Genomic DNA, 15,820 nt, shown 5'->3' on the forward strand with positions numbered 1-15,820 from the left:
GATGAGCTCGATGCCCCGCTGATCGACGAACCGGTGAGCCGGGCCAAGGCCGAGGGCCTGCGGCTGACCGGTCCACCAGGCGGGTACTGCGTGCCGTACGGATCAAGGAATCGCCAACTGCCGCGCGTTCAGACCCGGTTTTCCCGACGGATCCCACGCGGGCGTCAGCAGCCGATCGGTGAGGAGCCCAGGGCCACGTCGTCGAACCACAGCGTGTCGGCCCCGGCGCCGTAGCTCTCCCACCCCAGACGCAGGCCGGTGGGACGGGGAGGGGTCCTGCGGGCGAGCCACTGCCCGTCGACGTCCTGGGTCGCCACCCCGTCCACGAGCAGTCCGGCGACCTCACGGTCGTCGACCCAGGTGCGCATGGACTGGGCGGTGGTGTCGATCTGGTACCGCAGGCACAGCCACCGGCCGGTCGGCAGCGGCGTGCTGAGCGCGACTCCCGCCGGGCTCTGTTCCGGCAGCGTCGCGTCGTCGGTCTCGCGGTTCCACTGCAGCGCGCCGTTCTGCCCGCCGACGCGCAGCGCCTTGCCGCCTTGTGAGGCGTCCGGCATGGATACGAAGGTGACGTGGCTGGCGGGCAGGGCGGTGGTGTGCCGGACCCGCATGCGTACGTACACCACGGGCCCTACGGAGGACAGATCGCGGGTGGAGGCTGCGAAGACGTGGTTGCAGTAGCCGGCGCCGCCGTCGACGCGCAGCGACCTGGTGCCGCTGTAGGCGACGGATGTGTCGACGCTGACCTTCCCCGTGCCCTGGCAGTCGGGTGCCGTGGTCTGCCAGGGGCCCGAAGGCACGGTACCGGTCTGGTCCTCGAAGTCGGAGCAGATCGTCGCCCCGGCGCATTCGGCCGGCGCCGGGGCTGTCGGTGTCGGCGAGGGGGGCGGCGTCGGGGTGGGACTCGCGGTTCCGCCGCACGGCGTGCCGTTGAGGGCAAAGGCGGTGGGCGCCGGGGCGGCGGTGCGCCAGGTGCCCTGGAGCCCGAAGTCCACGGACCCGCCGGCGGCGAGCACGGCATTGTGCGCGACGTTCACAGCGGTCACCGCGCTGCCCGACTGGGTGACCTGCGCGTTCCAGGCGGACGTGACCTGCTGGTCGCCGCCGTAGGTCCACTCCAGACGCCAGCCGTTCAGGGCGGCGCCGAGATTCGTGACGCGGATCTGGGCGGTGAAGCCGCCGGACCACTCGTTGGTGGTGTACGTGACCGCGCAGCCGGTCGCCGCGCCCTGAGCGCGCGATGTCGCGATGGCGGGAAGGGCCACCGCCACCACGGTCAGCACCAGCGCCCAGAGCGGCAGGCGGCGGCGCACGCGTAATGAAGTCATGGTCATGATCAATCTCCGGGAGTCAGGACGCGGTGCAGGAGAGTGTGCCGAGGTCTCGGGCGTCGCCGCTGAGCGTCATCCCCCAGGTCGTCGACGCGCCCGGTGCCAGCGAGCCGTTGTAGGAGGCGTTGTGAACGGTGGTGGCGGGTCGGGACGGATCCACCACCGCGTTCCAGCGGTTCACCACGGTCACACCGCCCGGCAGGGTGTGGTGCACCGACCAGTCGGTGACCGGCCGGGATCCGGTGTTGGTGACCGTGACGTCGGCCTGGTACCCGCCCTGCCATGAGCCGGTCAGCTTCCACTCCGCCGTGCAGGCGGTATCGCCCGAGGGGCTCGGCGCGGGAGTGGAAGGTGGTGTCCCTCCAGAGCTGCCGGTGGTGTAGGGGGCGGGGGTGTAGTCCTGCGCGCAGCCTCCCGCGCAGCCTGACGGCAGCGAGAAGGAGTACGTACGGCCGCCGCCCAGCCAGGCGTCGGCTGCGTCGCGGATCCGGATGGTGAAGCTGCTTCCGCCGGACGCCGTCGCGCCGATGACGTACGACTGCCCCATGTCGCTGTTCATCACGGCGTCGGTCCAGGTGCCGTTCGCCAGGTACTGGACGCCGTGGATGCCGCCCGGCAGATGGGAGACGGCGATCGCGGGCCAGTACCGCTGGGCTCCCTTGAGGAAGCCGATCCGGATGTCACCGCTGTAGTCCGGGGCCGGGACGAAGCTCCAGGAGACTCGACGGTTGTTCCAGCGGTCCGGGTACATCGTCCCCACCGGGGCGCCGCCGATCCGGAAGCGGTTGAGGGAGTCGGTTGCCAGGTCGAGGTGGTTTGGGTCGTCCCGGCACCACGCGTTGGCATCGGCGCAGCTGTCCGCGACGAGCATGGTCAGGGTGGCCCCGTTGTACTTGTCGGCCACCCAGGAGCCGTTGCGGCAGAAGGACTGGCCCGGGGCGCCGTCGTTGGTGCCGGTGCAGTAGTCCCCGATGGTGACCTTGACCCAGCGGCCGCAGTTGCGGCCGTTGTCGAAGGCGCCCTTGACCGACGCGCTTGAGTCCGGCACCGGGCGCGGGTAGGTGCTCGCGTAGTCGCCGGGGGTGTTGAACACGTTGAGCGCCACGAAGTCCTGGCTGTCCAGTTCGCGTTGCGGCAGACCGCAGCCGCCGTAAGGGCTGCCGAGCCCGGCGAAGTGGGTCGCGTTGCCCAGGACCTCAGTCGCGGCGGCACTCGCCGCGGGCGGCTGGGCCGCCGCGGCCACGACGGGTAGGACGGGTAACGCGGCGCAGCAGAGCGCCGCCAGCAATGTGGCGGTGCGCGTTCGGGCCGGCAAGCGGGGGGTTGAAAGAAGCTGCATGGGGGGATCCGCCTTCTTCGTGACGGGGCGCCGTGACGTTCGTCTGGGGGTCCTCTCGGAGGGAGGGGAGTGAGTGCTGGGACACCGTGCGTGTGGGAGCGCTCCCACGGTGTCCGTATCCGGGGACTGTAGAAGAGGGGCATGCCCCTGACAAGGGGTGTGGCTGCTGTCGTGGGTTTCGTTCTGGCCGAGCCGGGGGTGCCCGCCGCTGGATAGGGGTGGAGTCAGCTGAGGTTCGCGGCTGGTTGGTGGCGCTGTTGCAGGTCCACGGTGGGATGGGGGCGTCGTTGACAGGAGGGGCCGGTGAGGTCCGGGCGCAGGTCGGAGCGGATGCCGGTGGCCGTGCCGTCGGTGTTGAGGTCCCACTGCCTTCGATGAGACAGGACAGGGGCGGCAGCCGGAAGACATTCCGGCTGCCGCCCCTCACTGCGTGCGCCGTCCCAACAGCGCAGCCATGGCCGGCGTCACCATGCAGCGAGCCGGTGATGCCGCCGTGGCTGCTGCTCTTCCTAGACCGACCAGGACCAGTCCTTGCAGGTCGTCCAGTCGTAGGAGCCGTCGGGGCCGCCGAGGCATTCCCTGAAGCGCACGTTGCGCATCTTGTAGTTCGACCGGTAGTACTTGCCGGTCACCGCGCCGTCGCCGTCAGTGCAGTCGATCGCGGGGGAGCGCTCCTGCCCGTTGTGCCAGCTCCCGTTGACCTTGACGTCGTAGTTGACCACCGTCACGGCGCACCTGCCGTCGCGGGCCAAGTCCTTTGCACCGGCGTGTACCTCCACGGTGTATCCGGTGGACTCGCTCGATCCCAGCCCCCAGTCGACGCGCCCCCACCCCTCGGCCTGCACTACGGCAGAGGGAGAGGTCGGTCCGTCGTAGGCGTGCAGGGTCCAGCCGGACGCCTTGTGGTTGACGAGGTCACCGGTCCGGCTCGGTATCACATGCCAGTCGTCCGTCGCGGCCTGGGCCGGCGCGGTCGCCGCCAGCAGAGCGCCGACCGCCGACGCGGCCAAGAGAGCAACGCGCTTCTTCATTCACGTCTCCTTGTTGAGGTGCGGATACACAGACACCGACGCCACATGGCCTCGGGCTTGCCGGTCTGCACCACCCCGGCATCTCGAGTTCAGCGGTGCCGGGGTTGTTGCACAGCCGTCTCGCGGGCGCGAAACAAGGCAGGTCACAGCCTTGGGTTGGCGAGATGGTGCCTTTCAGGGGGGTGGGGCGTGTGTTGGGATGAGACGTCGTTGCTGCTCATGCGGCAGACACGGGGGAAGGAAGCGATGTGGGGCGTCCGGAGGCGGACCTCGATCCGGGGGCGGGACCGGTTCAGCGGTTTGCGTTCGAGTTGCGCAAGCTGCGTCAGGAAGCGGGCGGCGTCACCTACCGGCAGATGGCCCGGGAGGTGGAGGTCTCGGTCTCCACCCTGTCCAGAGCGGCCAAGGGCGAGCAACTGCCATCCCTGCCAGTGGTCTTGGCCTATGTGCGGGCGTGTGGCGGCGACAGGCAGGAGTGGGAGCGGCGCTGGCGTGAGGCGGTCACGGAACAGGCCCGAGCTGCCCATCTCGTGGAGGACGAGAGCATCCCTTCCCCTTACCGTGGCCTGGCCCGGTTCGAGGCGGGCGATGCGGAACTGTTCTTCGGCCGGGACGAGGTGACCGATGGACTGGTCCGCGCGGTGACGCAACACCGGGTGAGTGCGGTCTTCGGGCCGTCCGGCAGCGGCAAGTCATCTCTGCTGCGGGCGGGGCTGATTCCACGCCTGCGAAGCCTCGAGGGACCCGACCGGCCGGCGGCGGTGCGGATCCTCACCCCGGGCGAGCACCCACTGCGCGCTCATGCCGGCGTGTGCGTGCCAGCCCCGGGGGAGCAGGACACCTGGCTGGTGGTGGACCAGTTCGAGGAGGTCTTCACCCTCTGCCGCGACCCCGACGAGCGGGCTGACTTCATCGCCCGTCTGCTGGCTGCCGCCGGGCCCTCAAGCCGGCTGCGCGTCGTCCTCGGCGTACGCGCCGACTTCTATGCCGACTGCCTGGCTCATCCCGAACTGGCCGCAGCCATACGGGAGTCCACCGTGCCGGTGGGACCCATGGGGGCCGACGCGCTGCGCGCGGTCATCGTCAAACCAGCCCAGGCACACGGACTGATCGTGGAACGCGCCCTGACCGTTCGCCTCGTCGACGAGGTCGCCGACGCTCCTGGGGGGCTGCCGCTGCTCTCCCACGTGCTGCTGGAGACCTGGCGCCGCCGCCGTGGCAAGATCATGACCCTGGCTGGCTACGAGGCCGCCGGGGGTCTGGAGGGGGCGGTCACCAAGACCGCTGAGGACCTGTACGCCCAGTTCACCGAAGGCCAGGCGGCAGAAGCCCGTCGGGTGCTGCTGCGCCTGGTGGCTCCCGGTGACGGTACCCCCGACACCCGTCGGCCCGCCGAAAGGGGAGAACTGCAAGGCGCCGGCCGGCAGGAGACTGGCCATGTGTTGGAAGCCCTCGCCCGGGCACGCCTGCTCACCGTGGACGACACCAGCGTCGAGATAGCCCACGAGGCTCTGCTGAGCGCGTGGCCGCGACTGCGCGGGTGGATCGAAGAAGACCGTGACCGCCTGCGTGCCCACCGTCAATTGACCGAGGCGGCACGGGCTTGGGAGGAACTGGGCCGCGATGCGGGCGTCCTGTACCGGGGCCGCCGTCTGGCTACCAGCCTGGAGCACTTCAGCGACGCGTCTCCGGGCGTCTTGACCCACCTGGAGCACGATTTCCTCACCGCCAGTCTCGCCGCGCGCGAACAGGAACAACGCGCTGCGTCCCGCACCGGTCGACGCCTGCGCCGTCTGCGAGTGGGCCTGTCGCTCATGATCGTGCTCGCCTTTGTCGCGGGTGTGATCGCGTGGCAGCAGAGTGAGTCCGAGAAGCGGGAGCGGTTGCAGGCCGAGGCCCGTAGGATCGCTGCCCTGGCCGAGAGCCTGCGGGCGTCGGACCCGGTGACCGCGATGCGGTTGAGCATCGCTTCGTGGACTCTGGCTGACCTGCCCGAGAGCCGCTCGGCGCTGATGAGCGCCGCGGTGCAGAAAGAGCAGGACGCCTTCACGGACCCGGATGCCGATCCGGCCGCCGTGCGTAGCCTCAGCGGTGACGGCCGAACCCTGGTGAGCGTCGGCGCGAAGCAGGTCGTGACGTGGGACCTGCGCAGCCATCGGCGGACCGCTTCTTTCCCCGGGCTGGGCGGCGACCTGGCCTACGCCGGCGTGATGAGCGCCGACCTGCGACGACTTACTCTGCTGTACCGCGGAGACAAGGTAGGGATCTGGGACGTGCGGGCCGGCCGCGACGAGGGGCAGCGTCTGGCAAGCGGCGACGGAGCCGAGATCAGTCCGAGCGGCCGCACGCTTGTCCTATACAACACAAGCATCCGGGGATCCCAGACGGCGATCCAAGTCCGGGACATGAAAACCCGGCGCGTGCTGCTGGAGCGCCGCACGGACAGCGTCCTGCCCCAAGTCGGTCCCGGGGAGGTGTACGACGTCTCGGACTGGGCCATGCGGCGGTTGCACCAACAGCGCTGGGTGATCAACTACCCGTTCCCCGATGCTCAGGTCAGCGCGGACGACCGACTGATAGCGCTGTGCCTGCCCGGCGCACGCCTGCAGATCTGGGACATCCCCCGGCGCCGCAAGCTGCCGACCGCGTGGACCCCGATGACGACGGCCGCCAACTGCTCCGAGGAAGACTTCCAGTTCACCCCCGACGGCCGGCACATGATCCTGCGCGGCCCAACAGGAATCCGGCGCTGGGACATCACTTCGGGGCGGGAACTGCCGAAGCTTCGACACGAAGGACTGGAAGATCTCGAGTTCAGCCCGGACGGCAGGTTCATGGCCGCCACGGACCCCGACGAGGTCTTGCTGTGGCGGACCGCTGCGCCCGCCGCCCCTGTCTTCCGGTATCCGCTCTCCGACGAGACGGTCAGTGACCTCAGGCTGGACATGGAAGCACGCCGCATCCGCTATTTCGCGGGGCGGTCCCAGACCGTGGTGCGCTCTCTGTCCCTCGACGGGGTCGTGGACGCCGACTGGCAGAGCCGACCCGCCGTATCGGCCTCCTTCAGCCCGGACGGCAGCACGCTGGCCGTCGCCCATCAGGACACCGGCACCGGCAGGGCGCAGATCCGGTTGTACGACGGCCGCAACGGCACCCACACGGCCAGTCTGCCGTCGGCCGCCTGCCCGACTCCCCCCGAAGGGCGGCACAGTCCCCTGACCTGCCCTGTGCACATGGTCTTCCGCTCCGACGGACGCATCCTCGCCTATGGCGTCACCCAGCCGGATGTGTCCTCCTCCTTGCCGGACAAGCTGTCCCTGTGGGACGTTCCGCGCCACCGCATCACCAAGTCCTTGACCGTGACGCGGACCGACCCCGACAAACCTGGCGCTCTCGCGTATTCCGTCAACGGCGTCACCTTCCACCCGGACGGGACGTCGCTGGTGATCTCCCGTACACCAGAAGACGAACGGCTTGAATTCTGGAACCTGCGCAGTGGGGGCAAGAGCCGTGAGACTCGCGGCATCGGCGGTGAAACCCTGGCGGTGAAGCCCGGTGGGCGCATCCTGGCAACCAACCACGGCCAACTCCTCGATCTGCGGTCCGGCCGGATCACACGCCGTGCACTCACCTCCGGCGCGACCACGGCACTGGCATTCAGCCCGGATGGCAAGTACCTCGCAGCCGGCGATGAATCCGGTCAGGTAACCGTGTGGGATGGCGACGCCCACAAGTCCCGTGGCGTCCTTCCCGCGTCTCCGGTCCGTGACGGCACGCCTAGGCGTGTGTCGTCGCTGGCGTTCTCCCCTGACGGGCGCATCCTGGCAGCCGCGGGTGATGACGGCACACTGCGGCTATGGGACCCCGACGCCAACCGCCCCATCGGCTCCGCCCTCCCCACCCCAGGCACAGCCCTCCTGGCCCTGGCCTTCAGCCCCGACAGCAAAACCCTGTACGCGGCAGGCGAGCACGTGCCACTGCAGACATACGACATCACCACCAGCCAGGCGGCCACCCTGGCATGCGACCGTGCCGGGGCCGGGCTGTCCCCGGACGAATGGCACATGCACGTCCGCGACATCCCCTATCGACGGACCTGCTGAGCAGCTGTCGGTGGACGACCCCAGCCCGGGCCGCCTGCCGTCCACCCCCGCACCGCCGCCGGATGTGGAGAACTGCGGGGGATCAGCCCGCCTCGTCGTCTATCACTATCTTGATTTCCCTGGGGCGCTGGACCCGGGCCTCGGACCGCTTCAGCACGCCTTGAAGTGCCTTGCCCCTTTTGGCCACTGTCTTCAGGTCCTCCATGAAGCTGTCGAGTCTGTCCTCCATGGCCTCGAAGTCCCTCGCGGCGGCGGAGGCGCTTCTTCGTGTGAATCGCTCACGCTGCGCGACGAGTCCCGCGAGGACACGACGGGACTTGTCCGCTGACCTGACGGCCTTCAGGAAAGCCGCAAGGTCATCTTGGGCGGCGGGGGTCACCCCGGCAGACAGTCCGCGTGCTTCTTTCTGGCAGTCGACGAATGCCTCCTTCACGGTCTCCAGCGAATCCGGTTCTATCTCCTGAGCGGACCTTCCGAGCAACGCCTCCCAGCCGTCCTCGCATGCCTTGGTGGTGGCGACGACAAGCTTCACCAGCGCGGAAGTCACTGTGCTCCGCCCGTCTGCCACGTCTTGTAGACATCGCCCGCCATGTGCTCCGGCCTACCTGAGCCGGTTCACCGCCCCGCGCAGATCTGCCGTGACCTGCCGCAGCTTCTCCACCGTCAGACGTACTCGCAGGAGGTCTGCGGGTTCGCGTGCCGGCACTCCGAGGGAATGGACCTCCTGCCGCGTCACGGCAACCTGTCTTTTGAGATCTCCCAGCGCTTCTGTGTATCCGATCAGCCCGCGGTAGTCGGTGCTGCTGTTCTGGAGTCGCAACGCGACAAGCTCATGCGTCGCTTCGATCGCGGTGTCCGTCAGATAGCGGGCCATGGTTGCCTGGATGTGCAGATCCTGGCCGTGCGAAGAGGTGCCGAAGCCCGCTACTTCCATACGGAGGTCTTCCACGTCTGCGTGCAGCCGTTCCACCAACTCGGCTGCCTGTGCGACAGCGCCCACCAGGGGTACCGACAGTTGGGCTTCGTGTCGGGTCTCGTGCCGTCTCTCGAAGTCGACGTGCACCACAACGCCCTCGCCCCCGGGGCCGGCATCCGGTGCTTCCGTGCTGACGGCAGGGGCCGGCTCCGCCTGTGGATCCTCCATCGGGTCCTTCACTCCCTCCCCTTCCCACTCCTCGACGTAGTGCGTGGCGGCGTGTGCGGCAAGTCGAAGGAACCACATTCGGTTCTCCTCGGACACTCCCTTGCGTCCGCAGAACATCAGGGCACATGCCACGAGGGACAGGATGCGGTTGTCGGCCCACTCGTCCAGCAGCGATGCGGCCCAGTCCGGGACGAACTGCCGATGTGCGCAGATCACGGCCCACAGTTCGGGGCGAATCAGGCTGCCCGCCGAGCTCTCGGAGTCGGAGAGGACGCGCAACAAGGCTGACCTCTCGGCAGAGCCACACCCTCGCTCCGCGAGCCGGTCCGCAACGACGTGGAGCAGTAATTGGATCGGGTCGCGCGCCAATGGTGCTGCCTCGCTGTAGCGGGCGAGATCGATCAGTACGAAGCTCTTCGTGCCGCCACCCGTCGGTACGAGTATGTTGCCCAGGTTCAGGTCGCCGTGCGCCCTGCCGAAGAAGGTACGGCGCAGGGCCATTTCGCCCCACCGGGTTTCCTTGGCGAGCAGGAACGGATTGACAAGGTCCTCGGTCTCGTGGGGCAACAGCAGTCGTTCCGTAGGCTCTTCGAAGAGCCTGGCGTCTCGCGCAGCCCATTCACGCAGCGGTTGTCGGTCGTCCAGCCGATCCTGTAACAGCTCCTTGATGAAAGCCTGGACGGTCACACCACGCTTCTTGTCCGCCTCGCCCCATTTCTGGAGCAGGGCGCGTGTCACAACTTTGTAGGCTGACGCCCGCTTGTCCCACGGCAGTTGTGCGAAATCGGTGACGTTCTTGGTGCTGCCCCCCGCGAGACGCTGGAACATGAACCAGGGGGTTCCTGCGCACGTGTCGTTGACGGGCACCGCGATGGGCTCCCAAAGCGGTGCGAGGAGATGGCGGCGGAACCCCGGCGGGGCGTCCTGCCAGGCTGATTTCGTCTTCCGGTATTCGTCTTGAGTCTTGTCGCCTGCCGGGCACAGTTTCAGCACCGCCTTGCGGTCGGCGCCCCTTTCTTCGATATAGACCAACGCAACCTTCGCCCCGCTGCCACCGGACAGCCACCCTTCCAGATATACAGTCCGGCGGGTCTGGTCGAGCCAGAGGTCAAGAGCCCGGATCGCTTCGGCCCCCATGTCCTGGAAGGCGTCAAGGGGTTCCAGACCCATCGGTCCTCTCCTCCATCCGTGCCCGACGACGGATCAGTTGCGGCTGAGCGCCCTGTGCGCGCCCGCGATCACCGCTGTGGCGAGCAGCCAGCCGGCCAACATCAGCAGTACCGCGATCGCTTTGTCGATGCCGGTCGGCTCCCAAGCCGTGCGCTGCCCCAAATTGGCGATGGGGACGATCAAGTCGAGTGAATACAGCACGGGATCCCAGGGGCGGCGCACACCGCCCGGCACCGGTGCCGGCGGGTGTGCGGTGAACCAGGCCAATCCGAAGCCGACCAGCAGCACCAGCCACAACAGGGCACGCCCCGGTATGTATCCGTAGCCGAAGAGGACGTCCTGGAGCCAGCTCCATATCCGCCCCGGCAGCCGTTCCTCGTGTCGTAATCGGCGTTCGCGGGCATGGCGAACCATTCGGGCGGCCCGCTCGTGACCGGCTCGTTGATAAGAAGTGGCCAACTGCTCGAAGGAACCAGCGCCCACTGCCGTGTCCTTTGCGAGCCACGCCAGCCGCTGCTTGACCCCGACGTGCTCGGTCGAACCGAGCCGCTCGTACACGAGGCCCTCCACGTCGAGCCCGCCGGGTGCCGGCCAACTGCTGGGAGAGTCGACGTACGAACCGATCCTGCTGTCGCGCAGCACCAGTGCTCCCATCGGCGGGGCCCGGAAATCCACGCGAAGCCGCGGCGTTCGCAGCCGTGTGAGCACGGCGGCGCCGGCAGGCCCGGAAAGCATGGCATCGTGAAACGTGACGACGCTTCCGACAACTGCGCCCCGCAGCCGCACCGGCCCCCTGCACGTGAAACCCCAGTCGGCATAGAAGCCGAGCGCGCAACTCAGTCCCGTCGCATCGACTGCTCCGACCGCGGCGTGGTCGAGCAGGACCGACTGTCCCACACGTGCGTCCCGCAAGTAGAGGCCGCCGGAGGTCTCCAGGCGGCTCGCGCTCAGAGAGCCGCCGATGGCGATCAGGGGAGCGAACATCGCCCAGGGTCCCGGCCCGCCGAGCGTCGTCCCCTCCAACGACAGACCACCGTCGATGCGTGCGGCGGTCAGACGCAGGGCCGCGACGACCGACTCGTCCGGGACGCGCCGGGAGACGACCGAGCGATCGCCGTCGAAGCCGGGATCGCCTATGGGCGCCGCCGGGCTTCCGGCATCGCCGATCCGCATCGCGTTCAGCAGCAGATCTCCATGGACCCGCATCCGGTCGGCGCGCAGACCCGCTGCGGTGCTCCCGGTGAGGTCCACGGACTCCAATACGGCCCCGTCGAGCAGAATCTCGCCTTCGAAGACGCAGTTCACGAGCTCAAGAGGGATGCCTAGGTTGGCCTGGCGCAGGTCTAGGGTTCCTGTGCAGTGTGCGCCCTCGATGCGGATGCGCCGACGTTCCCTGGCTGCCTCACTCAGGACGAATGCGGCGAGCCTGGAGGCCTCGATGTCCCGGCCTCGCGCCACATCTCTGCGCACTCCCCGAGCGCCCCTGCCTCTGGCTGCCATCTGACCCCAAAGCGTTTGTCACGACAGTGAAGAGCGTCATCCCGCAGTTGATGATGGCAGGCACGTGCGCCGTCGGGAAGAGTGAGAAGGCGGGCCGGACGGTGCAGGTGCCGATCAGGACATCCTCGCAGATCACATGGCATGTACGTCCGGTGTGGAGCACAGGCTCCGCACCCAGCGGCGGCGAACGGACTTCACCGCTCCGTTGACCCTGCCGAGCCTCGGCGACCAAGTCGGCGATGCCGCCTGCCGACCGCCCGCGACGCTCGGGTCCGTGTGGGCGCAGCAGGCCGGGGGCCATGTAGACCAGTCAGGCCAAGACACCGGGAACGTGGCGGGCAGGCCCGAGGGCGTGCCCGCCGCCGTGGGTCATGGCGCCCCAGGGGTCACAGCGCCGTGAAGGTCCACTGCAGGTTGGTGCTGGCGCCGTAGGTCCACTGCTTGGTGACCGAGCCCGAGGTGACGTTGCCGCCGCTGTCGAGGACCAGGCCGGTGGTGCGGTTGGCGATCGTGTAGCTGTTGCCGCCCCGGGAGGTGATCTTCCATTGCTGGTTGGGGCCGCCGTTCCAGGGTGCCTGCTGGGCCGGGGCGCCGTCGGCGGTGTTGCCCCAGCTGTCGGCGACCATGCCGTTGGTGCGGTTGACCAGCTTGTAGTAGCCGTCGCCCACGTCGACCGCCTGCCACTGGAGGTTGGTGCTGGAGTCCCAGCTCCACTGCTTGAGGTTGGATCCGGAGGCGACGTTGCCACCGCTGTCCAGGGCGAGACCGTTGGTGACGTTGGTGATCCGGAAGTACCTCGACGGGTTGAACTGGACCCTGAGTGAGGTGATCTGGTCGTTGTTGCCGGTGACCCGGAGGTCCGGGTTGTCGGCGGTGAAGGTCCAGGCGGTGCCGGTGAAGTTGTCGCCGGAGTAGCCGATCACCTGGTAGCCGGGGGCGGGGCGCAGGCTGGAGATGGTGCGGGTGCCCAGTCCGGCCGCGCTCAGGTCGGCCGCGGTGTAGTCGCCGGCGGGCAACGGAGCAGAGCTGCCCGTGTAGTTGACGTCCGTGAAGGCGGCGGCGCCGGTGAGCGGCAGCAGGCCGGGGATGGCGCCGGAGAAGGTCAGCTTCAGGACGTAGGCGCCGGCACTGTACGGCGCCGAGGACGGCAGGGTGACGGTGAGTCCGGAGGAGGTCTGCGTGGGTGCGGGCAGGTCGATGTAGGTGCCGGCGGTGGATCCGAGCAGCTTCACCGAGGTCAGCGAGGAAAGGTTGATGCGGTCCGAGCTGAGCGTCTTGATCGTCACCGAACTGCCGGGCCAGCCCAGGACGGTGGCGTACAGGACGTTGCCCGCCTTGTTGCGAGTGAAGCGGATGTCCTGCGGGGTGCCGGCTGTCGGATTGGTGAAGGCGCCGCCGCCCATCTTCGTCGGGCCTTCGCCGTACACGGCCCAGGCGCGGGTCGAGTACACCGACTCGCCGAAGCGCTTCAGGTAGTTGCCCATGGCGAGAAGGATGTCCTTCTGCGCCTGGGGGATGGTGCCGTCGGCCATCGGCGCGATGTTCAGCAGCACGTTGCCGTTCTTGCTGACCCGGTCGAGGAACGAGTGCAGCATCTGCTGGTTGCTGTAGTAGCCGATGCCCTGCGTGTAGCACCAGCTGGAGCTGGAGATGCTGTCGTCGGTCAGCCAGCACGGGCTGGTGAGGTCGCCCGGTCCGCCGCGCTCGTAGTCGAAGACCTCGCCTTTGCCGTTGAACCCGTCCTTGTAGGTGGCGACGACCTCACGGCCCCAGGCGTTGGCCTGGTTGTAGTAGTAGGACAGGAAGTTCAGGCGCTGCTGCTCGTCGACCGCGTCCAGTTTGAAGTCCTGCCACAGGATGTCCGGTTGCGCCAGGTCGATGACTTCCTTGAGCTTGTCGTACCAGAGCTGGTTCTCCGCGGCCGCACCGAGCTGGCCGTAGAGCTTCTTGAGGCTGGGGTCGGTCTGGGCGGGGGCGAACTCGTAGAAGCCGTTGTAGTGGTACGCGTGGTGCATGGCGACCAGCAGCTTGAGGCCCTTGCCCCGGATCGCCGTGGTGAACAGCTGCAGCAGGTTGAGCTTCGGACCCTTGGCGACCGAGTTCCACTCGTTGACCTGGCTGTTCCACATGGAGTAGCCGTCGTGGTGCTCGGCGACCGGCCCCGCGAACTTCGCGCCCGCGTCGACGAACAGCTGTGCCCACTCGTCGGGGTCGAAGTTCCCGCCGGCCGACTTCAGCTTGGGCGCGAACTGCACGAAGTTGCCCGCCAGGTCCTTCGCCCCGTTGATGAAGTTGTGGTACGGCCATGCCGAGGGCTGGCCGTAGGTCGCGATGTGGTGCTGGTTGACGCTGTCGCCCGCCTGATACATGGTCCGCGGATACCACTCGTTGCCGAAGGCGGGGACGCTGAAGACGCCCCAGTGGAAGTAGATCCCGAACTTCGCGTCCTGGAACCACTCCGGAGCCGGCGGATGCTGATCGACCGAGTTCCAGTCGGGCGTGTAGGTGTTCGGCGCCGCCTGGGCGACGCCGGCGCCCAGGCCGCCCCCGGATATGGCTGCCGCCGCCACGCCGGTGGCGGCGGACAGGAACTGGCGTCTGTTGAGCGAACGCGACATGAGGACATCCCTGAGGTAGGGGCACGGGGGACTGGGGGAGACGCGGGACGCCGACGGGGCTGGAGCGTCGGAGGCCAAGCATGAAGTTCGACCATGTGACGTACTGATGTCAACGGGTGTACAGGGATGAAAACCCGTATCAGTATGGAGATTTGACCATGTATAGGCGCTATCAGCGCATTGCAGGGACGGTAAACATGGAATGTCTTGGGGCCCGGCATCGGGTGCGGCACCACACGGGCAGTCCACAGGCAAGCCGTCGGCGCATCACGAGTACGCATCATTGATGGGATGGATCGGCCACTCAGGAAGCTCGAGGGCAATCTGGGAGAGATCATCGGGCGGTCTTGTCCAGTGTATTTGTCACGCCCTATAGACAGCCTCACTTCCCCCGCTCTATAAACATCCCATCTCTCCGCCGACGACACACAGCCGTCGCATCGGCGCAACAACCCCGCCTCCGGGACCAGCGCGAGGAAGTACCCATGAGACTGAGAACCGCACTCGGCTCCACCGCCTCCGTCGTCTGCGCTCTGACGTTGCTCAGCGCCTGCGGCAGCGGCTCCGGCACCACCGCATCGTCGAGCGGCAAGCCGCTCGTGGGCGTCGACTACCCGCGCTCCGACACCGATTTCTGGAACTCGTACATCAAGTACACGCCCGAGTCGGCCAAGGAACTGGGGCTGGATCTGAAGACCACGAACTCCCAGAACGACGTCGCCAAACTCACCGCCAACGCGCAGACGTTCATCAGCCAGGGCGTCAAGGGCATCGCGATGGCGCCGCAGGACACCGCCGCCATCGCGCCGACGCTGGCGCAGTTGGAGGCGAAGAAGATCCCGGTCGTCACCGTCGACACCCGGCCCGACAGCGGCAATGTGTTCATGGTGGTGCGGGCCGACAACCGCGCCTACGGGGAGAAGGCGTGCCAGTACCTGGGCACGAAGCTCGGCGGCAAGGGCAAGGTCGTCATGCTCCAGGGCGGCCTCGACTCCATCAACGGCCGTGACCGCACCGAGGCGTTCAACGACTGCATGAAGAAGAACTACCCCGGCGTCACCGTGTTCGGCGAGGCCACCAACTGGGACGGCGCGGTCGCCGCGCAGAAGCTGCAGACCCGGCTGACCCAGCACCCGGACATCAAGGGTGTCTACATGCAGTCCAGCTTCGCGCTGTCCGGCACGCTCCAGGTCCTCAAGCAGAAGGGCCTGCTGGTCGATCCGAAGGACAAGAAGCACGTCTTCGTCGTGTCCAACGACGGCATCCCCGAGGAGCTCAAGGACATCGCCGCCGGCCACATCGACGCCACCGTCTCCCAGCCCGCGGACCTGTACGCCAAGTACGCCCTGTACTACCTCAAGGCCGCGATCGACGGGAAGACGTTCAAGCCCGGCAAGACCGACCACGACAGCACCATCATCCAGGCCCGCGAGGGTCTGCTGGAGGACCAGCTCTCCGCTCCGCTGGTCACCGCCGACGGCGGCACCTACGGCGGCGTGCCCAGCGTCAAGAGTGACGACACGTCGCTCTGGGGCAACAACCTCGGCTGACCCGGACTCTCAGACACCCAACGGCTCACCACTA

At 67.9% G+C, this 15,820-nt stretch carries 9 protein-coding genes; 2 read left to right on the forward strand and 7 right to left on the reverse strand.

The window, feature by feature from the left end; translation table 11 throughout:
• Positions 1 to 164: 164 nt before the first annotated feature.
• From ACH41F_RS36810 to ACH41F_RS36820, 3 genes are all read right to left on the reverse strand, one after another.
• Entirely contained in the window at positions 165 to 1,334 is a 1,170-nt protein-coding gene (locus ACH41F_RS36810; RefSeq protein WP_398839456.1) for a cellulose-binding domain-containing protein, read from the reverse strand.
• A 16-nt stretch (positions 1,335 to 1,350) separates the two neighbouring features.
• The gene (locus ACH41F_RS36815) at positions 1,351 to 2,574 is read right to left on the reverse strand and encodes a cellulose binding domain-containing protein (protein WP_391231353.1); all 1,224 of its coding nucleotides are present in this window, start codon (positions 2,572 to 2,574) and stop codon (positions 1,351 to 1,353) included.
• A 605-nt stretch (positions 2,575 to 3,179) separates the two neighbouring features.
• On the reverse strand, positions 3,180 to 3,701 hold the full coding sequence (locus ACH41F_RS36820) for a hypothetical protein (protein ID WP_391231355.1): 522 nt from the start codon (positions 3,699 to 3,701) through the stop codon (positions 3,180 to 3,182).
• 248 nt (positions 3,702 to 3,949) lie between these two features.
• Here ACH41F_RS36820 and ACH41F_RS36825 point away from each other — a divergent pair, with 248 nt between their 5' ends.
• The gene (locus ACH41F_RS36825) at positions 3,950 to 7,804 is read left to right on the forward strand and encodes a helix-turn-helix domain-containing protein (protein ID WP_398839457.1); all 3,855 of its coding nucleotides are present in this window, start codon (positions 3,950 to 3,952) and stop codon (positions 7,802 to 7,804) included.
• A gap of 82 nt (positions 7,805 to 7,886) precedes the next feature.
• Here the strand turns inward: ACH41F_RS36825 and ACH41F_RS36830 are convergent, their stop codons facing one another.
• From ACH41F_RS36830 to ACH41F_RS36845, 4 genes are all read right to left on the reverse strand, one after another.
• Positions 7,887 to 8,336: a hypothetical protein gene (locus tag ACH41F_RS36830; RefSeq protein WP_391231357.1), complete on the reverse strand. Its 450-nt coding sequence runs from the start codon at positions 8,334 to 8,336 to the stop codon at positions 7,887 to 7,889.
• A gap of 69 nt (positions 8,337 to 8,405) precedes the next feature.
• Positions 8,406 to 10,118: a phosphotransferase gene (locus ACH41F_RS36835; protein ID WP_391231358.1), complete on the reverse strand. Its 1,713-nt coding sequence runs from the start codon at positions 10,116 to 10,118 to the stop codon at positions 8,406 to 8,408.
• A 33-nt stretch (positions 10,119 to 10,151) separates the two neighbouring features.
• On the reverse strand, positions 10,152 to 11,588 hold the full coding sequence (locus tag ACH41F_RS36840; protein ID WP_398839458.1) for a hypothetical protein: 1,437 nt from the start codon (positions 11,586 to 11,588) through the stop codon (positions 10,152 to 10,154).
• Between the two features lie 416 nt (positions 11,589 to 12,004).
• Complete coding sequence (locus tag ACH41F_RS36845; protein ID WP_398839459.1) at positions 12,005 to 14,236, reverse strand: alpha-L-fucosidase; 2,232 nt, start codon at positions 14,234 to 14,236, stop codon at positions 12,005 to 12,007.
• Between the two features lie 485 nt (positions 14,237 to 14,721).
• Here ACH41F_RS36845 and ACH41F_RS36850 point away from each other — a divergent pair, with 485 nt between their 5' ends.
• Positions 14,722 to 15,786: a substrate-binding domain-containing protein gene (locus tag ACH41F_RS36850; protein WP_391231363.1), complete on the forward strand. Its 1,065-nt coding sequence runs from the start codon at positions 14,722 to 14,724 to the stop codon at positions 15,784 to 15,786.
• Positions 15,787 to 15,820: the final 34 nt, after the last annotated feature.

Source organism: Streptomyces sp. NPDC020489, from assembly GCF_044386545.1.
Lineage (GTDB): Bacteria > Actinomycetota > Actinomycetes > Streptomycetales > Streptomycetaceae > Streptomyces.

Excerpts from the sequence above, each read along its gene's own strand:
- ACH41F_RS36810 (WP_398839456.1), bottom strand. The coding sequence starts at position 1,334 with ATGACCATGACTTCATTACGCGTGCGCCGCCGCCTGCCGCTCTGGGCG.
- ACH41F_RS36820 (WP_391231355.1), bottom strand. The coding sequence starts at position 3,701 with ATGAAGAAGCGCGTTGCTCTCTTGGCCGCGTCGGCGGTCGGCGCTCTG.
- ACH41F_RS36835 (WP_391231358.1), bottom strand. The coding sequence starts at position 10,118 with ATGGGTCTGGAACCCCTTGACGCCTTCCAGGACATGGGGGCCGAAGCG.
- ACH41F_RS36845 (WP_398839459.1), bottom strand. The coding sequence starts at position 14,236 with ATGTCGCGTTCGCTCAACAGACGCCAGTTCCTGTCCGCCGCCACCGGC.
- ACH41F_RS36850 (WP_391231363.1), top strand. The coding sequence starts at position 14,722 with ATGAGACTGAGAACCGCACTCGGCTCCACCGCCTCCGTCGTCTGCGCT.